This is a genomic window from Devosia lacusdianchii (genome assembly GCF_022429625.1).
Classification (GTDB): Bacteria; Pseudomonadota; Alphaproteobacteria; order Rhizobiales; family Devosiaceae; genus Devosia; species Devosia lacusdianchii.
Map to the genome: position 1 here is coordinate 3,741,533 of NZ_CP092483.1, position 23,758 is coordinate 3,765,290.

The 23,758-nt window shown below is 62.7% G+C and carries 23 protein-coding genes; 16 read left to right on the forward strand and 7 right to left on the reverse strand.

Annotation, left to right across the window (positions count from 1 at the left end; translation table 11 throughout):
- Positions 1-51: 51 nt before the first annotated feature.
- From MF606_RS18405 to MF606_RS18470, 14 genes are all read left to right on the forward strand, one after another.
- Entirely contained in the window at positions 52-462 is a 411-nt protein-coding gene (locus tag MF606_RS18405; RefSeq protein WP_240230777.1) for a VOC family protein, read from the forward strand.
- A gap of 10 nt (positions 463-472) precedes the next feature.
- Positions 473-1,657, forward strand: coding sequence for a hypothetical protein (locus MF606_RS18410; protein ID WP_240230778.1), 1,185 nt, complete (start codon positions 473-475; stop codon positions 1,655-1,657).
- A 15-nt stretch (positions 1,658-1,672) separates the two neighbouring features.
- Complete coding sequence (locus MF606_RS18415; RefSeq protein ID WP_240230779.1) at positions 1,673-2,755, forward strand: ketopantoate reductase family protein; 1,083 nt, start codon at positions 1,673-1,675, stop codon at positions 2,753-2,755.
- Positions 2,752-3,867: a Gfo/Idh/MocA family protein gene (locus MF606_RS18420; RefSeq protein ID WP_240230780.1), complete on the forward strand. Its 1,116-nt coding sequence runs from the start codon at positions 2,752-2,754 to the stop codon at positions 3,865-3,867. Before MF606_RS18415 ends, MF606_RS18420 begins: the two co-directional genes overlap by 4 nt.
- Complete coding sequence (locus MF606_RS18425) at positions 3,864-5,483, forward strand: DUF885 family protein (RefSeq protein WP_240230781.1); 1,620 nt, start codon at positions 3,864-3,866, stop codon at positions 5,481-5,483. The genes MF606_RS18420 and MF606_RS18425 overlap by 4 nt, the downstream gene beginning before the upstream one ends.
- Positions 5,480-6,502 carry an ABC transporter ATP-binding protein gene (locus MF606_RS18430; RefSeq protein WP_240230782.1) on the forward strand — a complete coding sequence of 341 codons (1,023 nt, stop codon included), beginning with the start codon at positions 5,480-5,482 and terminating at the stop codon, positions 6,500-6,502. The genes MF606_RS18425 and MF606_RS18430 overlap by 4 nt, the downstream gene beginning before the upstream one ends.
- Positions 6,495-7,487, forward strand: coding sequence for an ABC transporter ATP-binding protein (locus tag MF606_RS18435; RefSeq protein ID WP_240230783.1), 993 nt, complete (start codon positions 6,495-6,497; stop codon positions 7,485-7,487). The genes MF606_RS18430 and MF606_RS18435 overlap by 8 nt, the downstream gene beginning before the upstream one ends.
- 206 nt (positions 7,488-7,693) lie before the next feature.
- Entirely contained in the window at positions 7,694-8,581 is an 888-nt protein-coding gene (locus MF606_RS18440) for a 2-hydroxyacid dehydrogenase (RefSeq protein ID WP_240230784.1), read from the forward strand.
- Positions 8,582-8,635: 54 nt separating this feature from the next.
- Positions 8,636-10,249, forward strand: a complete 1,614-nt coding sequence (locus MF606_RS18445) for a peptide ABC transporter substrate-binding protein (protein WP_240230785.1) — start codon at positions 8,636-8,638, stop codon at positions 10,247-10,249.
- 78 nt (positions 10,250-10,327) lie between these two features.
- Positions 10,328-11,281, forward strand: coding sequence for an ABC transporter permease (locus MF606_RS18450; protein WP_240230786.1), 954 nt, complete (start codon positions 10,328-10,330; stop codon positions 11,279-11,281).
- Positions 11,274-12,161 carry an ABC transporter permease gene (locus MF606_RS18455; protein ID WP_240230787.1) on the forward strand — a complete coding sequence of 296 codons (888 nt, stop codon included), beginning with the start codon at positions 11,274-11,276 and terminating at the stop codon, positions 12,159-12,161. Before MF606_RS18450 ends, MF606_RS18455 begins: the two co-directional genes overlap by 8 nt.
- Before the next feature lie 2 nt (positions 12,162-12,163).
- Positions 12,164-13,819 carry a gamma-glutamyltransferase gene (locus MF606_RS18460; protein ID WP_240230788.1) on the forward strand — a complete coding sequence of 552 codons (1,656 nt, stop codon included), beginning with the start codon at positions 12,164-12,166 and terminating at the stop codon, positions 13,817-13,819.
- A 262-nt stretch (positions 13,820-14,081) separates the two neighbouring features.
- The gene (ubiG, locus tag MF606_RS18465; protein ID WP_240230789.1) at positions 14,082-14,822 is read left to right on the forward strand and encodes a bifunctional 2-polyprenyl-6-hydroxyphenol methylase/3-demethylubiquinol 3-O-methyltransferase UbiG; all 741 of its coding nucleotides are present in this window, start codon (positions 14,082-14,084) and stop codon (positions 14,820-14,822) included.
- A 76-nt stretch (positions 14,823-14,898) separates the two neighbouring features.
- Positions 14,899-15,345, forward strand: coding sequence for a hypothetical protein (locus MF606_RS18470; RefSeq protein ID WP_240230790.1), 447 nt, complete (start codon positions 14,899-14,901; stop codon positions 15,343-15,345).
- Here MF606_RS18470 and MF606_RS18475 read toward each other — a convergent pair.
- A complete protein-coding gene (locus tag MF606_RS18475; RefSeq protein ID WP_240230791.1) occupies positions 15,342-16,067 on the reverse strand; it encodes a DNA alkylation repair protein in 726 nt (241 codons plus the stop codon). The two genes, MF606_RS18470 and MF606_RS18475, sit on opposite strands and share 4 nt — an antisense overlap.
- A 234-nt stretch (positions 16,068-16,301) precedes the next feature.
- On the opposite strand from MF606_RS18475, the gene MF606_RS18480 reads away from it, so the two are divergent.
- Both MF606_RS18480 and ilvD read left to right on the forward strand, forming a co-directional pair.
- A complete protein-coding gene (locus MF606_RS18480) occupies positions 16,302-16,910 on the forward strand; it encodes a hypothetical protein (protein WP_240230792.1) in 609 nt (202 codons plus the stop codon).
- 157 nt (positions 16,911-17,067) lie between these two features.
- Entirely contained in the window at positions 17,068-18,921 is a 1,854-nt protein-coding gene (gene ilvD, locus MF606_RS18485; RefSeq protein ID WP_240230793.1) for a dihydroxy-acid dehydratase, read from the forward strand.
- 288 nt (positions 18,922-19,209) lie between these two features.
- Here the strand turns inward: ilvD and MF606_RS18490 are convergent, their stop codons facing one another.
- The 6 genes from MF606_RS18490 to grxC all read right to left on the reverse strand — a co-directional run bounded on the left by MF606_RS18490 (position 19,210) and on the right by grxC (position 23,726).
- The gene (locus tag MF606_RS18490) at positions 19,210-19,974 is read right to left on the reverse strand and encodes an IclR family transcriptional regulator (RefSeq protein WP_240230794.1); all 765 of its coding nucleotides are present in this window, start codon (positions 19,972-19,974) and stop codon (positions 19,210-19,212) included.
- Between the two features lie 10 nt (positions 19,975-19,984).
- Entirely contained in the window at positions 19,985-21,160 is a 1,176-nt protein-coding gene (locus MF606_RS18495) for an adenosylhomocysteinase (protein ID WP_240230795.1), read from the reverse strand.
- Positions 21,161-21,226: 66 nt separating this feature from the next.
- Positions 21,227-22,099 carry an aldo/keto reductase gene (locus tag MF606_RS18500; RefSeq protein ID WP_240230796.1) on the reverse strand — a complete coding sequence of 291 codons (873 nt, stop codon included), beginning with the start codon at positions 22,097-22,099 and terminating at the stop codon, positions 21,227-21,229.
- Positions 22,100-22,140: 41 nt separating this feature from the next.
- On the reverse strand, positions 22,141-22,563 hold the full coding sequence (locus MF606_RS18505; RefSeq protein ID WP_240230797.1) for a DUF1178 family protein: 423 nt from the start codon (positions 22,561-22,563) through the stop codon (positions 22,141-22,143).
- 57 nt (positions 22,564-22,620) lie between these two features.
- On the reverse strand, positions 22,621-23,451 hold the full coding sequence (locus tag MF606_RS18510) for a carbon-nitrogen hydrolase family protein (protein WP_240230798.1): 831 nt from the start codon (positions 23,449-23,451) through the stop codon (positions 22,621-22,623).
- Between the two features lie 17 nt (positions 23,452-23,468).
- A complete protein-coding gene (gene grxC, locus MF606_RS18515; protein WP_240230799.1) occupies positions 23,469-23,726 on the reverse strand; it encodes a glutaredoxin 3 in 258 nt (85 codons plus the stop codon).
- Positions 23,727-23,758: the final 32 nt, after the last annotated feature.

Consider the following 23,758-nt stretch of genomic DNA (forward strand, 5'->3'; position numbering starts at 1 on the left):
TCAACAGACACACATAACCCGCACCCATTTCTGACACTTTGGACGCATCACATGATCCCATTTCACATGGCTTTCGCTGTTAAAGACAAGGAAAGCACCCGCCATTTTTACGGCGATGTCATCGGCTGCAAGGTGGGCCGCGAGGCAGAGAACTGGGTCGATTTCGACTTTTTCGGGCACCAGCTGTCCGCGCATCTCAATACCGACCCAAAGCCGGTGGCCAAGTCCAAGGTGGGCAATGACATGGTACCGCTGCACCATTTCGGTGCGGTCCTGCCCTGGGACACCTGGAATGATCTGATCGATCGCCTGCGCGGCGCTTCCTATCCCTTCGTCATGGAGCCCAAGGTCCGCTTCGAAGGCGAGCCCGGCGAGCAAGGGACATTCTTCCTGCTCGACCCTTCGGGAAATGCGCTCGAATTCAAGTCCTTCCGCAATCCCGACGCCATTTTCGAGCACTGAGTTTAGTCCCATGAATTCCTTCGAGATCGGTCGCGACCTCACCTCCATCACCATGGGTATCGATGCCTACGAGCGTCGCCAGCCTGCCGATCGCAGCCTGCTCGGCGGCGAGGGCCTAGTGCCGATCTATCTGGGAAGCGAAGACGTCCAACCCCGCCACTATGACGCCGTCGAAACCATCAGGGCCGATCTCGATACGCTGGCCACCGCAGCGTCCGCTCTGCACGAAGGCCCTCGCAAGATGTTTCTTCAAGGCATGATCCGCTCGGTGTCCACCGCCACCAAGATGCTGGCCGGTGCGAGCCCGAGCTTTGAGGAAAAGGTGACTCACCTCGTCGGCGCGCCCGCCGGCCGCGAGGATGCTGCGCTGATCGAGGATGCACGCGCCAGGCTTGACGCCGTTCTCAAGCGCTCCGGCTTCGTTAATGGTTCGCTGGGCGAACGCATCGCCGCCTGGGAGGAAGCCCGCGCCATTCCCGCCGAACAGATCGAAACCGTGTTCCGCGAGCTAATGTTCCAGGCCAAAGCCAAGACCGACGAGATGATCTTCGACACCGGCGACTATGACATGGTGCTCAACCCGGTCCGTGGCATGTTCTACACCGCCCGTTGCTCGTTCAACGAAGGCAAGATGGACCTAAATTTCGACTTGAGCTTTACGCGCGCCGCGCTCAAGCATCTGGTCTGCCACGAAGTCTATCCCGGCCACTCGACCCAGCTCCTGTCGACCAAGGCTGCGGTAGATGCCGGAGAGGCGCCTGTCGACGCTCTGCTCATCACCACCGACGCCATTACCGGTTGCGTGCAGGAAGGCATCGGCGACCAGGGCGTGCACCTGATCGATTTCGTGGAGGACGACGACGACGAAATCCACATCGAGCTGCGCCGCGTGCGCTCTGCCGCCCAAACCAGCGCCGCCTGGATGCTGATGGTGGAAGGGGTGCCGCGCGAGGATGTCGCCAATTACCTACGCACCACTGCAATGGGCCAGGAAGCCTGGGTGCAGGGGCGCCTGCGCATGGCTGCCCATCCGTTCCGCGGACCGTTCATTTCTTCATACTGGGCCGGCAATGAGGTCGTCCGCAAGGTGCGCGAGCGCGTGACCGAGGCCGACCGGCCGGCTTTCATCAAGGCGCTCTACAGCTATGCCAATTCGCCCGAGAGCCTCTCGATGTTCCCCCAGGTTGCCAACTAAGAAAGTCATGGTCCCATGAAGTTCACCATTATCGGTGCCGGCGCCATCGGCGGTCTGGCCGGCGCCTACATGACCAAAGCCGGCCATGACGTGCTCCTGGTCGATCGCTGGAAAGAGCATGTCGCCGCCCTCAATCAGAACGGCATGACCATTGATGGCGTGCGCGGCGATCTGACTGTCAAGGTCAAGGCGGCACCCCCCGATCAGCTTTCCGGCGATCTGGGCGTCGTACTCATCGCGACCAAGTCACAGCACACGCTCGAAGCTCTCAAGCAGATCATCCCACTCCTCACCACCGACAGCGCCGTGGTGTCCTATCAGAACGGCTTCAACGAGCCCGACATGATCGCGCTGCTTAACGATGCGGGCCTGCCCGGCGACAGGATGGTCATCGGCTCCATCCCCAATTATGGCGGCGCGCTGGTTGATCCGGGCTATATCGAATTCGTGCATGAAGGCCCCATCCAGCTGGGCGAAATGAACGGCGAGACGTCGCCTCGCCTCAAGGAAATCGGCGACGCCCTCTCGGCTCTGACCGAAGTGCAGTACTCGGATCGCATCTGGGGCCAGATCTGGGCCAAGGAAGTCTATTCCGCCCAAGTGGTTTTCTCCGCTCTCGCGGATGCCAATATCCGCGACACGCTTGGCGTCGAGCGCTATGCGCGCCTTGCCGGCGCGGTCGTCAAGGAAGCACTCGAGATTGCCGACGCCAACGATATCGACATCCAAGCGTTCGACTTTTTCGACCCCGCCAATTATCGGGTCAAGACTGCCGAGGACACCAAGAAACTCCTCGCCAATATCGACCACGCGATCTGGCTCCTCAAGAAGGACCAGGACAACAAGCCGACCCACAATTTCAAGAAGAAGGGCTCGGGCATCTGGTGGGATATCGTTTATCGCAAGCGCCCATCGGAAACCCGCGCCTTTGCCGGCAAGCTGATTGAATTCGGCAAGAAGGCCGGCGCCGACACCCGCCTCAACGAGAAGATGGTGGGCATGATCTACGAGATCGAGGACGGCAAGCGCCAGCTTGGCTTCCACAACTATGATGAACTCGAAGCCTATGCGGCCGAGATCGGAAAGACCCTGCCATGACCACAAAGCTCGGCGTTGGCCTGATTGGCGCGCATACCTGGGCCGACAAGGCACACCTTCCCGGCTACCAGGCGCATGAGCGCGTCGACCTGATTGCAGTGTGTGATCTCGATCCCGATCGCGCCAAGGCGATGGGCGAAAAGTACGGCGCGCGGAAAATCTATTCGGACCCCGAAAAGCTTATCGCGGATCCGGACGTGCAGATGGTCGACGTCTGCACTCCCACGCACACTCATTTGCCGCTGAGCCTTCTGGCCATCGACGCCGGCAAGCATGTGCTGAGCGAAAAGCCACTTCACACCGAAGCCGCCCCGGCTTTCGACGCGGCCGCCAAGGCCGATGCCAAGGGCGTGCGCACCAAGCTCGGCTTCACCTTCCGCTACTCGCCTGCCATTCGCCAGATCAAGGCGTGGATCGATGACGGCACGCTTGGCGAAGTGTTCCACATCCACGGCTTCGAACAAAATTCGCAGTGGCTCGACCCGCAGGAGCCGCTGCGCCAGATCACCCCGGGCGTCGATCGCAATTCGCTGATCCCGGCCTCGATCGTCGGCTATGGGTCGCACCTAATCGACCTTATGCGCTGGTTGGGCGGCGAGTTCGGCTCGGTTGCCTCAACCATGAAAAACTTCATCCCCGAGCGCATCGTGCGCGGCGAAGTGGGCCGACAGAAGATCAAGGTCGAAGACGGCGCCGTGGCGCTGGTCGAATATGCAAATGGCGCGCAGGGCCTGCTGCAGACCTCCTATGTCGCGGTCGGCAATTATCCCGGCGTCGAAATCCGCGTCTATGGCTCCAAGGGAGCGGCCGTCGCCCGCCTGATCTCGGAGTTCGGCACGGCCGAAACCCTCAGGATCGCCAAGGCGGAAGCCGTCGAATTCGTTCCCTATGATGTTGGCCCCGCGTCACTGCCGCCTGGCACGACGCTCAACACCCCTTGGCCCGAACTCTACTATCGCAATCTGGTGCGCCACTTCGTCGATGAAATCCTTGAGGACCGGCCGCAGGAATGCACCTTCTTTGATGGCGCCAAGAGCCAAGAAATCGTCGACGCCATCATCAAGGCGCATTTCGAGCGCCGCTGGGTCGACCTGCCGGGCAGGCAGGCATGAGCCAGGCCTACGATCCATCCCTGGTTGACGACTTCATGGCTCACCATTGGGGCTTCCGTCCTGTCGACGCGACCTTCATGGGCGACAGAAACCACGATGCCTTGCTGCCGCCGGCCGGGCCCGAAACGCTCGCCGACGAGGTAGAAGGCATCGATGCGCTGCGGCTCCGGCTTGAAAACAGCGCTGAGCCGGCCGATCTGGGCGATCGGCTTGACCGGCGCATGATGCTGGCCGAGTTGGGCATGCAGCGCCTGGCCGCCCAAACAAGGCCGCGCCTTAACAATCCGGCCTGGTATTCGGGCGAAGCCGCCTTCGCGATCATCTCGCTGCTCTTGCCCCAGTCTATGCCCATCCGCCACGAGGCCCTGGTGGCCCGGCTCAGCGGCATCGCGGCATTCCTCCAATCGGCCACCGAGCGTCTTGAAGGCGCGGCCGTGCCGCAAGGTTGGATCAAGCGCGCCCAAAAGGAAGCCCTGGCCATGGCCGAGTTCCTGCGCACCGATATCAGGCTGCATGAAGAATTCGCCGACGACTGGGCTGAGCCGGCGCGCTGGGCAGCTGATGCGTTTGAGGCTTTCGCCGCGGCGCTCGATGGCCACCCCGATGCCGATCCGGCTTGTGGCGAAGCCTATCTCACCCGATTGATGGCCGAACTGCATGGCCTGCCCATGTCGCCGCGCGAAGCGGTCGAGAAGGCGGAAACGGCCTACAGGCGGATGGGCGAGGAAATGGCCGAAATGGCCCGGGCCATCGATCCCAATCGCACGGCCGACCAGATTCTTGCTGGCCTTGCCGATATCCACCCCGATGATCCCGAATCCGTCTTTAACAGCTACATGGATTGGGACGTCCAGGCCGTGGCCCAGGGCGCCGCGCTCGTCACCCCTGCCCAGGAATACGATCTGGACTACCGCTGGATGGCCCCGTGCTTCCGCAAGATCAGCCAGCCGCTCTACTTCCTCTTCTACCGCTCGCCCCCCGGCCTTGATCCCGGTGCGGGCAGCGTCTACTGGGTCACCCCGCCCGGCGAAGACGAGACCGCGTTTCTTCGCGGCAACAATACTGCCATGGTGAAAACCATCCATTCCGTGCATCACGGCAGCGTTGGCCATCACACCCAGAACACCCGCGCCCGGGCCGCCGCCTCACGCCTTGCTCGCATCGCCGGTACGGACTGCGCGCTCGGCCTCGCCTTTCTGGGCTCAGGCACACTGATCGAAGGCTGGGCTTGCTACGTCGAAGACCTCCTGATGGAAGCCCCCGGTTTCTACACGCCCGAGGAAATCCTCCTTCTCAAGCAGTTCGAACGCCGCAACGCCGCCAGCGTACTGGTCGACATCAAGCTGCATCTGGCCGATTGGACACTTGAGCAAGCCATGGACTTCTACCGCTCGGCAGGGTTCGCTCCCGCCCGCGTCGAGGGCGAAGTGGTGCGCAATTCCATGCTGCCCGGCTCGCGCCTGATGTACTGGCTGGGTGTCGAAGGCATCAAGAGCCTGCGTCAGCGCTGGAAGGGTGATACGCTCAGCTTCCACGATGGGCTTCTGAGTTTCGGCCACATGCCGCTCGCGTGGATCGCCGAGGAAATGGAAAAGGCGGGGCAACTCCACCCATGACCGACCAGACCACGCCGCTGCTCGACATCAAGGGGCTCGTCACCGAGTTCAGCACCGAAACCGGCCTCGTCCGCGCCGTCAAGGGCGTGGACCTGACCATCGGCCAGGGCGAAACCGTGGCCCTTGTGGGCGAGAGCGGCTCGGGCAAGTCTGTGACGAGCCTTTCGGTAATGCGCCTTATCCCAAAGGGCATTGGCGCCATCGCCGGCGGCGAAATGCTGTTCCGCACCCGCTCGGGCCAGGTCATCGATCTAGTCAAACAGCCCGAACACGCCATGCGCGCCATTCGCGGCAACGAGATCGGCATGATCTTCCAAGAGCCGATGACCTCGCTCAACCCCACCCAGAAGGTCGGCGCCCAGATCGCCGAGGCGGCCCGCCTCCATCAGGGCCTCACCCGCAAGCAGGCTTGGACGCGCGCCGTCGAAATGCTGGCGCTGGTGGAAATCCCCGATCCGGCCCGCCGTGCCGAGGTGTATCCCCACCAGATGTCGGGCGGCATGCGCCAGCGGGTCATGATCGCCATGGCGCTCGCCTGCAATCCCGCTTTGCTGATCGCCGACGAACCCACCACTGCGCTCGACGTCACCGTGCAGCTGCAGATCCTCGAACTCATGCGGCGCCTCCAGCGCGAGATCGGCATGGGAATCCTCTTCATCACCCATAATCTGGGCGTCGTCGCCGAAGTCGCCGATAGCGTCGCTGTCATGTATGGCGGCCGCATAGTCGAAACCGCGCCGGTGCGCGAACTCTTCGCCCGGCCCAGCCATCCTTATACCCGCGGCCTTCTCGATAGCCTCCCGGTGGTCGATCGCGCCGCCCGCAGCCGTGGCGAAGAGCTTCGCCTGCGCGCCATTCCCGGCAGCGTCGTCGATCCGCGCAATCCGCCCCAGGGCTGCGATTTCAACCCGCGCTGCACCTGGGTGATCCCTGAGTGCCGCGCCGCCGTACCCGCTCTCTTGCCGGTCGTGCCCGGACACGGCGCGCGCTGCATTCGCTGGAGTGAAGTTCATGGCTGAGCCGCTCCTCGTCGTCGACGACCTCAGGGTCCACTACCCACTGGGCAAGACTCTGTTCAAGCCGGGCCTCACCCTGCGCGCCCTCGATGGCGTCTCGTTTACCGTCAACCGTGGCGAAGTGGTCGGACTGGTCGGGGAATCGGGCTCGGGCAAGACCACGCTTGGCCGCGCCGTACTGCGCCTTGTCGAACCGACCTCCGGCAAGGTTCATCTCGATGGTCAGGACGTCACCGCCCTCTCTGCCAAGGCCCTCAAGACCCTGCGCTCGCGCATGCAGATCATCTTCCAAGATCCCTATGCGAGCCTTAATCCGCGCATGAGCGTCGGCCAGACGTTAGGCGAAGCACTGATGCTGCATGGCATCGGCACCCGCAAGGATCGCGATCAGCGCATCGGCGAGCTGCTCGAAAAGGTGGGGCTCCCCGCCAATGCCGCTGCCCGTTTCCCGCATGAGTTTTCCGGCGGGCAACGCCAGCGCATCGGCATCGCCCGCGCCCTGGCAGTCAATCCCGATTTCATCGTTGCCGACGAGCCGGTCTCGGCGCTCGACGTGTCGATCCAGGCCCAGATCATCAACCTCCTGCAGGATCTGCGCAAGGAATTGGGCCTATCGCTTCTCTTCATCGGGCACGATCTGTCGGTCATCGAATTCCTCTGCGATCGCGTCATCGTCCTTTATCTCGGCCGGGTCATGGAAATGGGCACCGCAACCGATCTTTATGCCAAGCCGCGCCACCCCTATACCCGCGCCCTCCTTGACGCGGCCCCGGTCCCCGATCCCACCATCCGCCGCGAGCGCATCACGCTGACGGGCGATCTGCCCAGCCCGGTCAATCCGCCCTCAGGCTGCGTCTTCCGTACCCGCTGTCCCTATGCCATCGCCCCTTGCGCCGAGGGCGTTCCGCCGCTCGAAGTCATGGAAAATGGCCACGCCGTTGCCTGTATCCGCAGCCACGAACTCGACCTTTCCGCCCCGCCCAACTGATCGGGCCTGCCCAACATTGCAGCACCCTGTCCAAGCACGCGTCACACCCGCCGCGTGCCTTCGCGTCTTGGCCCGAAAACGCCCATTGCATGATCTCAAGTGCAGGGAAATTGAATTTTTTCGGCCATTGCATGAGGACAGCTTCGCGCATCATGCTCACTGTCATGAAACGGTTATTCATTGCCTCGCGCGGAAATCCTGAACAATTGGCCCAGCTTTTCCGCACGGAATTGCCGGATTTCGAGGTACTCACCGACCAGCCTCAGGCCGGCGATGCCGATGTGCCTTTTATCGTCGTCGGCCGTCCCCTTCCGGGCGTCATCCGCGCCGTCCCGGGCCTCAAGCTCGTCCTCAGCCTCAATGCCGGCATCGAGCATCTGCTCGCAAGCGGCGAGGTTCCCGAAGCACTGCCCATCGTGCGGCTTGTCGATGAAGGCCTGGCCTTGGGCATGGCCGAATGGGTGCTCGCCCAGACCCTGGCCTGGCATCGCAACCTCTTCCATTACACCGAGCTGCAGGCCAAGGGCGAATGGACCCCGCTCCCCGAAAAGCTCGCCAATGAGCGCAAGGTCACCGTTCTGGGTGCCGGCGCCCTAGGCCGTCCCGTTGCCGATCATCTGGTGCGCTTCGGCTTTGATACCCGCGTCTGGGCCCGTTCCAGGCACGACATTGCCGGCGCTACCACCTTTGCCGGAGCCGATCAGCTGATCGCTTCCGTGCGCGGGTCCGACATTGTCATCAATCTGCTGCCCTTGACCGCACAGACCGCCGACATCATCGACAAGGCCCTGTTTAATGCCATGGCCGATGGTGGTTTCTTCATCAATGGCGCCCGCGGCGGCCACGTGGTCGATGCCGACCTGATTGCCGCCCTCGATAGTCGCAAGCTCAGCGGCGCGGCGCTCGATGTCTTCCGCGTCGAACCGCTGCCGTCCGAAGATCCGATCTGGAAGCACCCCAAGATCCGGCTTTCGCCCCATGTCGCGGCACCGACCCACCAGCATATGGCCGTTAAGGAAATGGCCGCAAACATCCGGCGCTTCGAAAATGGCGAGCCCGTGCTGCACGCCGTCGATCGGAGCCTGGGCTACTAACAAGACCGGAAAATCGCCAGCGAAATCAAAAGTTTGCACAAAGGAAGGGACATCATGAACGTCAAACTCTCACGCCGCGTCTTGCTTCAGGGCATTCTCGCCACCACCACCGCGCTCGCCACCATGCGGGCATTCCCTGTCATGGCCCAGCAGGCCGGCGGTACCCTGACTGTCGGGCTCACCTATGAGCTCGACACCATGAACACCTACTCCACCGGCTTCCTCGCCGATGCCCAGCACACCGTGATTGAAGGCCTGATTGCGCCCGACAAGGACGCCCGCTACGTGCCGGTTCTGGCCAAGGAAGTGCCGACCCTGGACAATGGCGGCATCGTCCTTTCGGAGGACCGCTCCAAGATGACGATCACCTACAAGCTACAGGAAAACGTCAAGTGGCACGACGGCGCGCCCTTCACCTCCGCTGACGTCAAGTTCACCTGGGAAGCGGTCAAGGACCCCGCCTTCATCGCCGAATCCAAGGACGGCACGCAGGATATCGACAGCATCGACCTGCCAGATGATTACACCGTCGTATGCAACTACAACACGGTGAAGCCGAACTTCGCCTCCACCCTGTTCACCTTCGGCATCATGCCCAAGCACCTGCTCGAAGGCACAGATCTCAATACCTCGTCCTACAACGAAACCCCGGTGGGCACCGGCCCGTTCAAGGTCGCTGAATTCGTGCGTGGCCAGTATGTCGTGCTCGACAAGAATACCGACTATTGGCAGACCGCTGAAAGTGGCGATGCCCTGCCCTATATTGATCGGCTGGTGTTCCGCATCGTCACAGACAGCAACACGCTGATCACCCAGCTGCAGAGCGGCGAACTCGACATGGCCGTTTCGGTCCCCTATGGCCGCGCCTCCCAGCTTGAGGGCGTCGAAGGCCTTGAAATCGTCGTCGGCCCGCAGCTGAGCTGGGGGCACCTCGACTTCAACTTCCGCAATCCAATCCTGGCCGACGGCACTGTCCGCAAGGCCGTGGCCCATGCCATCAACCGCGAAACGCTGATCCGCGTCCAGGGTGGTTTCCCCACCCCCATCAAATCGCTGGTCCTGCCCATTTTCGACCTCTACGATGACGCCACCCCCGAATACGCCTACGATCCGGCAGCGGCCAATGCCATGCTCGACGACGCCGGGTACACCAAGGGCGGCGACGGCATCCGTGAAAAGGATGGCGACCGCCTCAGCTTTGCCTTCGTGGTCCAGTCAGGCCGTGCCGACGACGAAAACGTGCAGCAGGTGATCATCGCCCAGCTCAAGGAAATCGGCATCGAAGCCACCGCCGACAACAAGACCGGCGTTGCCTACCGCGAAGCCCGTTACTCGGGCGGCTATGACTTGATCTACGGTCGCTGGATCACCTCTGCCGATCCGGTCTACTCGATCTTTTACGGCACGGAAGGCGAGAACAACGGCCAGGGCTATTCGAACCCCGAGCTCGACGAAGTCTTCGCCCGCCTCGAAAACACGCTGGACCAGGACGTGCGCAAGGCCGCCGCTTCCGAAATGCAGCGCATTATTGCCGAAGACCTTCCGGCCATCGCCCTCACAGGCGGCGTCTCGGTCATCGCCAAGCCCGTCGAGCTCAAGAACTTCGTTCCCAACCCCACCAACATGACCAATTTCGTGGACACCAAGGAATGGTATCTTGAGAGCTGAGTGCTCGACAGACGCACTTGAATTGCGTGCCGGCCCTGTTTCGACAGGGCCGGTGGCTCCGCAGCCCCAGGGAGCGAGATGAGCCTAGGTTACGCCATTCGCCGGCTGCTCGGCGCCATCCCGCTTCTATTGGGCATCTCCGTCATTCTGTTCGTCATCATCCAGTTGGCGCCGGGCGGACCGCTGGACATATACGCCGAGAATCCTTCCGTCAGTAAGGAGGCGCTGGCGCAGATCGCCGCCCGATATGGGCTCGACCAGCCCGTTCCCGTGCAGTATTTCCTTTGGCTCAAGGCCATCCTTGTCGGCGACTGGGGCTATTCCATCCGCACCGGCCGTCCTGTGCTGGACGAAATCGTGCTGCGCCTGGGCCCCACCCTGCAATTGGGTGGCCTCGCCATGGTCATTTCGCTGCTGATCGCCGTTCCGGTCGGCATTATCAGCGCCGCCCGCCGCGGCTCCAAGCTCGACGGCACCGTCACAGTGCTCAGCTTTGCCGGCATTTCCACCCCGGTCTTCTGGCTCGCGTTGCTGCTGCAGCTGCTGTTCAGCGTGCAACTGGGCTGGCTGCCTTCCGCCGGATATCAGTCGATCGGCGATGGATCTTTTGTTGACAGGCTCCGCCACATCATCATGCCGACCGCGGTTCTGTCCCTCGCAACAGTCGCGAGCTGGAGCCGTTTCATCCGGTCGGGCATGATCGACGTGCTCAACCAGGACTATATCCGCACCGCCTATGCCAAGGGGCGCAGCGAGAAAGCCGTACTGTTCGTGCATGCTTTGCGCAATGCCATGATCCCCGCCGTCACCGTGATCGCCGTGGACTTCGTCACCATCATTTCGGGCGCCGTCATCACCGAGACGGTCTTTGCCTGGCCCGGCATAGGGCGGCTCTTCATGGAAAGCATGGATGGCCGCGACTATCCGATGTTGATGGGCCTGATGATGATGGGTTCGCTCGCCATCGTCGTCGCAAACATCGTCGCCGACCTCTGCTATGCGGCGCTCGATCCGAGGATCCGCTATGACTGATGCAACGGCGCAAGATGCCGTCATTGCCAAGACACCGCCGCAGAGCTATTGGCGTCGCGTCATCCGCCGCTTTCTGAAGCGCAGGCTCGCCGTCATCGGTGCGGTCTTCCTGGTGCTGCTGGGCATAGCTGTGACCATCGGGCCGATGATCTCCCCCTATAGCTACGACTACCAGGATTTCGACCTGCTCGGCATGCCCGGCCCGATGTCGCAGGAGCATTGGCTGGGTACCGACGAACTGGGCCGGGACGCGCTGACGCGCCTCCTCCATGGTGGCCGGGTGTCTCTCGCCGTGGGCCTGGCAGGCGCTATGATCGCCGGCATTGTCGGCACGCTGATCGGTGCCGTCTCGGGCTTTTATCGCGGTATTCCAGACATCATCCTGATGCGCTTTACCGACGTTATGATGTCGATCCCCACCCTGCCCCTTGTGCTGCTGCTCTCCGGGCTCTTCCGTCCCAGTCCGCCTCTGCTCGTCGCTATCGTCGGCATCCTGATCTGGATGGGCACGGCGCGCCTGGTGCGCAGCCAGTTCCTGGCCCTGCGAGAACGCGAATTCGTCGAGGCAGCAAGGGCGCTCGGCGCGAGCGGACCACGGCTGATGTTCCGCCACATCCTGCCAAATGCCATCGGCCCGATCACCGTGGCGTCGACCCTCGCGGTGGGCAGCGCCATCATGCTGGAATCCGCGCTTTCCTTCCTCGGCTTCGGCATCCAGCCGCCCGTGCCCACCTGGGGAAATCTGCTCAACAGCGCATCGTCCTGGCTATCGCAAGCACCCTGGCTAGCCATTCCACCCGGCCTTCTGATCCTGTTCACCGTCCTTGCGGTGAATTTCCTCGGCGACGGATTGCGCGACGCCATGGAGCCCCGGGAGTAAGCATGCGACCGCTTGAGAGCTACATTGCCGACCAGGGTCCCAAACCCGTGGCCCAGGGCCGAGCCGTCGCCACCACGGGCAACCCGATCGTCACCGAGACTGCGATCGGCGTACTCGCCACGGGAGGCAATGCCGCCGATGCGGCCATTGCTGCTGCCCTTGTGCAGGCGGTGGTTGAACCGCACCTGACAAGCCATGCCGGCATGGTTTCCTGTCTCTACTGGGACGGGGAAAGCAAAGAGGCGCACCAGCTTAATGCCCTGGGCACACTGGCGCCCGATCTCGCGCCGTTCCGCCCGATCAACGGTGTCGGCGGATGGGCGCGCGAAGGGGCACCGGGACCCCAGGCCGCCATTCCCGGCTTCATGCCCGGCCTCAAGGCGCTGCATGAGCGCTATGGCAGCAGGAGCTGGGCGGACCTTTGTGCGCCCGCCGTGCATTGGGCCGAACTGGGCCACGCCGTCTCTTCATTCGAATATGGCGTCAACGTCTTTGCCGCGCCCTTCTGCAGCTATTTCGAATCCGGCCGTGCCGTTTTCATGCCGAGCGGCTACCTGACCCCTGTTGGAAAGGTGTTGCGCAACCCCGCCATGGCCGAAACCATGCAGCGGCTTTCTACCGAGGGTCCGGACTATTTCATCACCGGCGGCTGGGCAAAGGCTTTTGTGGCGGCGGGCAACGAGCTCGGCTGGCCGGTCCGCCTCGATCATCTGACAGCCAATCCGCCGCGCTGGCAGGTGCCGTTGCGATTCATGCATCGCGGACATGAAATCGTCGGACTGGCGCCGCCTGAGCGCCAGGGCGCCTTCTGTGCCATGGTGCTGGGTATCCTCGATCATGCTGGCATCGCGGGGATGGAGCCGTTCGGTGCCGAGTATGTCTTCACCATGGCCCATGCACTGCGTCTCGCCGAACAGGCCTGCGGCTTCCTGCATGATCCCACGGTCACCGGCAACGCTGCCGCAGTGCTGATGGACCCAGTCTATCACGCGCAGCAGGCAAGGTTGATTGCCGCGAGCCGCCCGCATGTCGACCTGACCGAGCATGTCCGCCTGACACGTGGCCGCGCCGCCCTTGCCGCCAGCGGCTGGAACAGCGCCAGCCGCAAGTCGCCAGTCGGGTCCTGCGAAATCTCAATTGTCGACGCCGATGGTAACTGGGTTCAAATGATGAACACCATCCAGTCCGGGGGCATTCCCGGAATGGCGGTCGATGGCGTCTTCATGATGGGGTCGCACGAGCAGACGTCGATGAGCGCCCATTTTTCGAACTTCCGCGTTCCCGGCGCCCGCATGCGCAACATCCTGGGCAATACGCTGGTGCTCAAGGACGGCGCGCCCTGGCTGGCATTGGGCACGCCCGGCAATGTCTACGCCACGGTTGCGCAGATGCTGGTCCACATCCTCGACTTCGGCATGGATCCGCAATTGGCCTCAGACGCGCCGCGGATGCTGCCGCTCGAAGACGACTACACGCTCCATATCGAAAGCCGTCTTAAGCCCGAGGTCGTCACCGACCTTACGGCAATGGGCCTGCTTCTGGGCCCGATGCCGCAATGGGACTGGAACCAGGGTTCTTTCCAGATGTGCTGGCGTGATGGCGAACGTCTCAAAGCCAGCGCGGACTTCCGCCGCACCGGGTGCGCGGATTCCATCTGACGAGTATAAACGGAGTGAGGGCACCTCGAGTCGGATTGGTATCCCTCGAGACAGGATGGCAGCTAGGTACTCGCCCCTCTCCGCGACCAAACGAATGACAAAGGAGACGGCTACCTCTGGTGTCCGCTTTCAAGTGACGAGCGTCGGTCGTTTGTCGACCGAAAAGGGGTCGCAAGCCGACCTCGCGTATTTGCCCTGCGACCGTTGCGCGGCTTGTCTCTTCCGCAGTCGCAGCGTCATATGGCGGAAACGGAGCCGCGCCATGACGTCAACCACCATCAACGATGCCGAAATCGCCAAGTTCACCGCGATGGCCGAGGAATGGTGGAGCCCCACCGGCAAGTTCAAGCCGCTGCATAAATTCAATCCGGTGCGGCTGGGCTATATCCGTGAGCATCTGCTCGCCCATTTCGGCCGTGACGGGTCGGCCATGCGGCCGTTCGAGGGCCTGACAATTCTCGATGTCGGTTGTGGTGGCGGCCTGCTCTGCGAGCCTCTTGCGCGACTTGGCGCAACGGTCACCGGCATCGATGCCGCCGAGCGCAACATCGCCATAGCCCGGCTGCATGCCGAAAAATCCGGCCTCGCCATCGACTACCAGGCGACCACGAGCGAAGCAATCGCTGCCCAAGGCCAGAAATACGACATGGTGCTCAACATGGAAGTGGTCGAGCATGTCGACAATGTGCCGCTCTACATGAAGAGCTGCGCCGACCTGGTGAAGCCGGGCGGCCTGATGCTGACGGCCACGCTCAACCGCACCGCCCGGGCCTACGCGCTCGCCATTGTCGGTGCCGAACGCGTGCTGCGCTGGCTGCCCAAGGGCACGCACGACTGGAACAAGTTCCTCACGCCAGATGAGATCAAGACGCTGCTGACACGCAACGGCCTGCGCGTGACGGGTGAAACCGGCGTCGTCTTCCACCCGCTGGCCGACGAATGGCGCCGCTCGCGCGACATGGGCGTCAACTACATGGTGATGGCCGAAAAACCCGTCCATTAGTCACGACTTGCGCTCGGCACTGTCGCTTTACGGTGTGACGGCCGGCTATAGTGCCGCGCAAACGCCCGGAGCCATTATGCGCATCACCCTTGCCGCCGCCGCTTTGATTGCCTCCTCCCTCGCGATCGCGCCCGCCTTTGCCCAGAGCGAAGAGGAGGTCGTGAACCAGATCGAGTCCATCCACGGCGATTCCGTCGGCTTCGGCGAGGCCTTCGGTATGTTGCAGGACGGGTTCCTGTTTGGTGACCTGGCCGTCACCATGGCCAATATGGCTTTCTATCCGCTGCCCATCGAGGCCAATGGCGAGGCCTACGACATTATTGAACCACAGGACCTCATCGATAATTTCAGCGATCTGGTGACCCTGGATACGCAGGACGCGCTGGCCAGCCAGGATTTTTCCGACCTGATCGTGACCAGCGAAGGCGTCGGCTTTGCCAATGGCGCATTGTGGATGACCAATGTCTGCCTCGATGACGGCTGCGCCGAAACCCAATGGGGCATTCTCAGCATCAACAACTAGGCTGACGCCTTCCGCCCAAGCCAATCCGCCCGCTCGCTAGGCGAGAAATGCTCGATACTGTAGCGCAGCATGACACGCGGCATGGTCGCCGCATGCCGAGCGAGAAAGGCTTCGACGCGCGGCTTGTCACGCATGGCCACGGTGCGCAGCATGCCGCCGACGACCTTGTGGATCAGGTCGTGCGGGTCATTCACCAGGATTTCGGCGATGGCCATGACGTCGTCGAACTGCCGCGGCTTGATGAAGGCCATGGTTGCGAACATGGCCGTCCGCCGCTCCCATAGATTGTCTGATCGCGCTAGCTCGTAGAGCACGGAACGGTCCTTGTCGCGCAGCCAAATGCCCAGCACCTGCCAGGCGCCAAGATCGACCAGGTCCCAGTTGTTGATGCGATCGTGCCGCCGCAGATAGAGCCGGGCCAGCTCGGCATGCCGCTCGGGCAAGGTTTTCTTGAGCGCGTATTGCTTGGCCATGATCGACACGGCCCCGGCCCGTGCCTCATGAATATCGCTTTCGAGCAGGCGCTCAATCTCGTCGGGCGGCATGCCGACGAACGCCTTGGCGAGCGCAAACACCGTGCCCATGCGCACGCCGATGAAGCGGTCGCCCTCGCCATAATCGCCCGCACCCGATTTGAAGTAGCGGCCGATCTTCTCCAGTTCCCGGTCGGACTGGTTTTCCCAGAGCGCGGTGATGAAGGCTTGGGCAGTTGGCTCGGCCATGGCAAATCCCCCGCACCAAGCTGCGAAACATAGCGGCACGCCGTCAAGTCACGGCGTCGCCATGATGAGGTCCAAGTTCGGTCCCATTGATTCTTTCATTCAGATTCGCGGTCACACGAACGGATTGGCCGCACCCTATTGATGGCGCTTGCGCCAAACGTGATCCGGCTAAGGCAACGCAATCGCCCTGGCCGGCGTTAACCGTAGTATTTTTGCTTTAGAGGTTCTTGCGCAGTGAGATTACTGACGACCCGTCTTGCCCTGCTCGTCGCCATACTCGCCCTCCCCGCAACGTCTGCCTATGCCGACCCTGCCGTCCCCGCGGAAGCGTCGAACAATCAGAACGTGTTCATCATGGGCGGTCCGTTCAGCAAGGACTTCTTCGGCGACACCATTGCCTTCTGGGACAATCGCTACGAGGACAACTTCTTCGGCGGCGTGGGCTACCAGTACTTTTTCTACAATCACCCCCGCGGCCTCAAATTCGGCGTCGAGGCCGGCGCCGGCCTGCGGCTGGGCCAGCGCGCGTCCGCTGAAGTCTGGGCTGGCGGCGTTGCCCGCGTCAATTTTGATATCGGCGACATCACCATCGCCCCGGCTTTGACCGCCGGCATATCTGTCGTGACCGACCTGATCGGCGCGGAGGCCGAACGCGCCGCCGAGGCCGGCTACAGCTCTTTGCCTGTTCTGTTCTACCTCGGACCCGAAGTCTCGCTGTCGCACAAAGCCATGCCCAATCTCGAGCTCCTGGCACGTGTACAGCACCGCTCGGGTGGCTTTGGCACGATCGCCCCCGTCGACGGCTCGAACGCCGCCGTCGTCGGCCTGCGCTACAAGTTCTAGCACCAAGGCCCGACACTGAGGCGGGTTTCACGGCATCGCAACCTGTACCGTACCGTACCGTACGGTACGCTTTTTGATTGATCCTCCCCTGGAATGGGTCTAAAGAAGATCAACCGCGCCTGTCTCAATCGGCGCAATGACTTCCGAGGATATTGCCATGCCAGCCTATCGCTCCCGCACCACCACCCATGGCCGCAACATGGCCGGCGCGCGTGGCCTCTGGCGCGCGACGGGCATGAAGGATGGCGATTTCGGCAAGCCCATCATCGCCGTGGTGAACTCATTCACCCAGTTCGTACCCGGACACGTGCATCTCAAGGATCTTGGTCAGCTCGTGGCTCGCGAGATCGAGGCCGCTGGCGGCGTCGCTAAGGAATTCAACACCATCGCGGTCGACGATGGCATCGCGATGGGCCATGACGGCATGCTCTATTCGCTGCCCTCGCGCGACATCATCGCCGACTCGGTCGAATACATGGTCAACGCCCATACCGCCGACGCCATGGTCTGCATTTCCAACTGCGACAAGATCACCCCCGGCATGCTCAACGCGGCCATGCGCCTCAATATCCCGGTGGTCTTCGTGTCGGGCGGGCCGATGGAAGCGGGCAAGGCCATGGTCAAGGGCAAGCTGCAGGCGCTCGACCTGGTTGACGCCATGGTGATGGCAGCCGACGAGCACTATACCGACGAAGAAGTGCAGGCCGTCGAAGAAGCCGCCTGCCCGACTTGCGGTTCCTGCTCGGGCATGTTCACCGCCAATTCGATGAACTGCCTGACCGAAGCGCTCGGCCTGTCCCTGCCCGGCAATGGCTCGACCCTGGCCACCCATTCCGATCGCAAGCGCCTGTTCCAGGAGGCCGGCCATCTGATCGTCGACCTGGCCAAGCGCTGGTACGAGCAGGACGACGCCTCCGTGCTGCCGCGCTCCATCGCCACCAAAGCGGCGTTCGAGAATGCCATGGCACTCGATATTTCCATGGGCGGCTCGACCAACACCGTGCTGCACATCCTGGCCGCTGCCTATGAAGGTGGCGTCGATTTCACCATGGACGACATCAACCGCCTGAGCCTCAAGGTGCCGGTGCTGTCAAAGGTCGCGCCGGCCAAGAGCGACGTGCATATGGAAGACGTGCACCGCGCCGGCGGCATCTTCGCCATTCTCGGCCAACTCGACCGCGCCGGGCTGATCAACCGCAAGGAGCCTACGGTTCACGCCGCGACCATGGGCGACGCCATCGATAAATGGGACATTTCCCGCACCAATTCGGAATCAGTCCGCCAATTCTATATGGCCGCCCCCGGCGGCGTGCGCACCACGCAGGCGTTTTCGCAGTCCAACCGCTGGGCCGAACTCGACCTCGATCGCCAGAATGGCGTCATTCGCTCGGCCGAGACCCCCTTCTCCAAGGATGGCGGCCTCGCCGTGCTGAAGGGCAATATCGCGCTCGATGGTTGCATCGTGAAGACGGCAGGCGTCGATGAGTCGATCCTCAAATTCACCGGCCCGGCGCGCGTGTTTGAAAGCCAGGACGCCACGGTCAAGGCCATCCTCTCCAACGAGATCAAGGAAGGCGACGTGCTCGTCATCCGCTATGAGGGCCCGCGCGGCGGCCCCGGCATGCAGGAAATGCTCTATCCGACGAGCTACCTGAAATCGAAGGGTCTGGGCAAAGCCTGTGCATTGCTGACCGACGGACGGTTTTCGGGCGGCACGTCAGGCCTCTCCATCGGCCACGCTTCGCCGGAAGCCGCCGAGGGCGGCGCCATCGGCCTCGTGCGCGAAGGCGATATTGTCGAGATCGATATCCCCAATCGCACGGTCAACGTGCTGGTAAGCGATGCCGAACTGGCAACCCGCCGCGCTGAGCAGGACAAGCTGGGCTGGAAGCCGGCCCATCCGCGCAAGCGCAATGTAACCACCGCCCTCAAGGCCTATGCAGCGCTGGTGACCTCGGCCTCCAAGGGCGCCGTGCGCGATACCCAGGCGATCGACAAGCTCTGGAACTGAGGCGACATAAGGGTACCCCCCCTCCTAACCTCCCCTGAAAAAGGGGGGAGGAATCCATCCCGTGTGTGGGAGCGGATCGCGCCACAAGCTCGATCAGTCCCTCCCCCTGTCAGGGGGAGGCTAAGGGGGGTACTCCGCTGCCTGCTACGTTCTGCGACAAACACGTGACAACGCCCCGACCCGGTGCTACACCCCCGCTCAGCCACCTGACGGCCTGCCAAGGCCTGTCTTCTGGTCAGGTTCGATAGCGGGGATTCCACCCTCCCTATCGAACCGACCGGGCTGGCTTCAGGCCCCGCGCAAGGCCACCGAAATGGCCGCCGCCGCTTCCCCCACAGCCGCAATCACCTTGTCCATCGGCGTTTCGCTGTAGCTTGTCGACACATAGGGCACGGTCAGCGTTGCAATAGCCCGGCTATCGACCAGCACCGGAAATGCCAGATCGCTGACGCCAGCATGGAGCCCATCCTGGGTCTGCTCGTAACCGCGAGCCCGGACCTCAGCGAGGCGGCCCAATAAGCGTGCCCGGTCAGCCGCCTCCATCTCGGCCGCGTCTGAAACTGCCAACCATTCGGCTCGCTGAGTCTCGTCCTGAAACGCCAGGAGCGCCCTGCCGCTGGCGGCACCCAACAAGGCAAAATGCCCGCCCACCCGCACGCGGAAGCCAAACGGCGCCGGGCTTTCAGCCTCGGCGACGATGATCATGCGGCCGAAATCATAGACGCCGAGATTGCAGCTCTGCCGCACCGCCTGCGCCAGTTCGCGCATGACCGGGATGGCCACCTGCACCAGCCCACGCGTCGGCGGGTGGCGGTGCGCCATTTCGAAGAGCTGCATGGAGAGGAAATAGAGCCCCGATGGCCGCGCCTTCCACAGGTAACCGCGCTGCTCCAGCACGGCCAGCGTGCGGAAGATCTGACTGGCGGAACGGCCGACCGCCTCGCCGATCTGGTTCTGCGTCAGCCCTTCCTGCCGGGCCGCCAGCAGTTCGAGAATGTCCAGCGCCTTTTCCAGCGCTGGAACCGCGTAATCGGGAGTGATGTCCTTGGCCATAGGGCCAGCTTTAGGCGTCGGGGGCGAAGTCGGCAACCATGGCGGCGGCAATGGTGCGGTTGATATCAACAGGCACAGCCTGCGGCCCCAGCGCCAGCGATTTGGGCCGCGTCGCCACCCGCTCGAGCGACAGCGACTGCAGCATGAAGCCCAGATCCATCGCCTCGATGGAGTTGCCCTTGGCCTCGACGCCGGCCAGTTCGATCATCCGGCCCTCGGTGAGGAGGATCAGCTTGCGGCCATCTTGCATGGTGAATTCCTCGATCATCGAGCCCAGCTTGCGGACGCTTTTGGCGTCACTGCGCAAGGCATCGGTGTCGATCTCGGTGGGGAAATGTCCCGAATTGGCGAGGATCGCCCCGTCAGGCATTTTAGCAAAAGCCGCGCTGCCGACCACGCGCTCGCGCGCCGTCGCCGTGCAGAAGAATTGGCCCCAAGGCGCCAGCGCATCGAGCGTGCCGACGCGGAAGCCATCCATGACAGCTTCGAGCTGTTTGATCGGGTCTTTCTCGACCACCGCCACCTGCCCGCCAAAGCTGCGGATATATTGCGCCATGCCGCGCCCGCACCAGCCATAGCCAACCATGACGAAGCGGCGGCCATTGATCATCAGATTGGTCATCCGCATGATCGATTCGACATTGCCCTGCCCGACGGCATGCTTGTTCTCGACGATCTGCTTGAGCGGACTGTCATTGATGACGATAACAGGGAACGGCACCTTGCCGGCGAAATCGGCCCGCAGCCGGTCATCGCCCGAGGTGGTCTCTTCAGTGCCACCAATAATCTTGTCGGCGACGCCCATCTCGACCGCCAGCGCGACGAGGTCGGCGCCGTTATCGAGCAGGATGTCAGGTTGGTGTTCCACCACTTTGCGGACATTGCCCAGATGCTCGTCCCAGCCGATTTCGCGCTGGCCATACATGGTCATGCCCCAGTGACGGAGCGCCGCCACCACATCGTCCTGGGTCGAGCCGTAATTGCCGGTGCCGACGATCCTGGCACCACCGGCGGCGAGCGTCTCGATCAGCACGGCGGTCTTGGGCTCGAGATGCAGCGACACGCCAATGGTTTTGCCCTTGAACGGCTGGCTGGTGGCGAAATCCTTGCGCACCCGCGCCAGCAGCGCCATGCGGCTGCGGATCCAGTCAACGCGGTTGAGACCCTGTTCAAGCAATGCGCTCATATTCGTATCCCCTGTGACTGGGCACGATCATGAGCGCATCGATTTTGTATGTAAAATGTTTTTTTACTAACGTTGCGATTTGCCAATGCGATCCAGCGTCGCGAAGTCCTCATCGCTGAGCTTGATCGCGGCAGCAGCGACGTTTTCTTCGAGATGCTTGACCTTGCCGGTGCCGGGGATGGGCAGCATGACCGGCGAGCGCTTCAGCATCCAGGCTAGCGCCAATTGGCTGGGTGATGCCTCATGCTTTTCGGCAATGGCGCGGAACTCGGCGCTTACAGCGGCGAGGTTTCCGCCATCGATCGGTCGCCATGGAATGAAGCCGATGCCATTGGCCTCGCAATAGTCCAGAACGTCCTCGGCCTGGCGGGTTACGAGGTTATAGAGATTCTGCACGGTGGTGACCTTGAAGTACTTCTCGGCTTCCTTGATGTCGGCCACGCTGACTTCGCTCAGACCGACATGGCGGATGAGGCCGTCTTTCTGCATCTGCGCGATGGCGCCGAACTGATCGGCGCGCGGCGTCTTGGCTTCGATGCGGTGCAATTGCCAGAGGTCGATGACCTCGAGCTTGAGCCGGCGCAGGCTCTGCGTTGCCGCCTGACGGAGGAATTCCGGCCGCGCCAGCTGTTGCCACTGGTCGGGGCCGCTGCGGGTCAGCCCGCTCTTGGTGGCGATGATGGTGCCATCGGCGTAGGGCGCCAGCACCTCTCCGATCAGCTCTTCGCTGACATAGGGGCCATAGCTTTCGGCGGTGTCGACAAAATCGACATTGAGCTCGGCCAGGCGCCGCAGCGTCGCCTTGGCCTCATCGGGGTCCTCAGGCGGACCCCAGATGCCGGGGCCGGTAATGCGCATGGCGCCAAAACCGAGGCGGTTGACCCTGAGGTCGCCCCCAATGGCAAACGTGCCCGATAGGGCTGCGTCGAGTGTGGTCATAGTGATGTCTCCGCGGGTTGCGCCGGGAGTGGCGCTCGGAACTAGTTGTCGTCCGTGACGTCAGGCAGGGGCAGAAACTCGACGCCTTCGTCGAGCAATGCGGCGACCTCGTCACGCGTCGCTTCGCCATAGATGCCGCGTTGCTCCACTTCCTCGAAATGGATCTTGCGGGCTTCCTCGGCAAACTTGTCGCCGACATAGTCGGCCTCGCTGGTGACCTTCTGGCGATAGGCCCGCAGCATTTCGCGGAATTTGGCGGATTCCGGATAGGATGAGCTCAGTGAAACCTTCTGCTGATCGGTACGCGCCACGGCCGGCGCCATCGGCGCCTTGCTCACGACACCATCCCCGCACACGGCGCAGGTCACGATACCGCGCGCCTGCTGCTCGTCGAACGCCGCGGCATTCTTGAACCACGCATCGTATTGGTGGCCTTTGGAGCAATGGAGCGAATACTGGATCACGTGCAAACGTCTCTCGGGCCACTTGGCCCTGCCTTCTTAAGGATATAGGTCGATGGGCTAGGGCTGCAATGCGCGGGGCAGGGCAAAGTTTCGCGCATTGGCCAGAGCCGGGACACGTTCACGTGCGTCCGCCACGAGCTCGGGAGAAATCTCAGCCACCAGCACGCCGGGCTCATCATGATCCAGCTCGGCGACAATCCGCCCCCAGGGATCGATGATGATGGAGTGGCCATAGGTCGCGCGCCCATTGGGATGCTGGCCACCTTGCGCGGCTGCGATCACATACGACCCAGTCTCGATGGCCCGCGCCCGCAGCAGGACATGCCAATGCGCCTGCCCGGTGGGCACGGTAAAGGCCGCCGGAACGGCGATCAGCGTCGCGCCGGCATTGGCCAGCGCGTTGTAGAGCTTAGGAAAGCGCATATCGTAGCAGATGCTAAGACCCAGGGTGAAATCACCCAGAGATGCCGTCACCGCCTGTTCGCCCCCGGCATAGGTGGCGCTTTCGCGATAGGCATTGAGCCCCGCAATAGTCGCATCGAACAGGTGGATCTTGTCATAGGTGGCGACGATCGCCCCGTCGGGCCCGAACAGCACCGATCGATTGGCAAAGCGTCCATCGGCGAGCGGCACGGCTAGCGAGCCGATATGCACGTGGATGGCATATTGCCGGGCCAGTTCGCCCACGCGGCGCAATTGCGAATGATCCTCGAATGGCGCTGCCACTTGCGCCAGCTGCTCACGATTCTCGGGGAAAATCACCGTGACTTCCGGCGTCAGCACATATTGAGCGCCCTGCGCCACAGCTTCGGCCAGCATGGGCTCGAGCGCGGCAATATTGGCATCGGGATCAAGCCCCGACCGCATCTGGATGGCGGCGATTTTCATGAGAAGAGTCCCGGCAATCACTCGGCCTGCAGCAGCGGATCGAGCCCGCCGCGTCGATCCAGCGCCGCCATATCGTCATAGCCGCCAACATGCGTGTCGTCGATGAAGATTTGCGGCACAGTGCGCCGGCCATGCGCCCGCTCGGTCATCGCGTCGCGCAGGGCCGGATCAAGCACGGTGATCTCGGTATAGTCGACGCCCTTGTCATGCAGCAACGACTTGGCGGCGTGGCAATAGGGACAGGTGGGCGTGGTGTAGATTTCGATTCTGGCCAATGTCATCTCTCCCAACGGGCGGGCGTTAATCC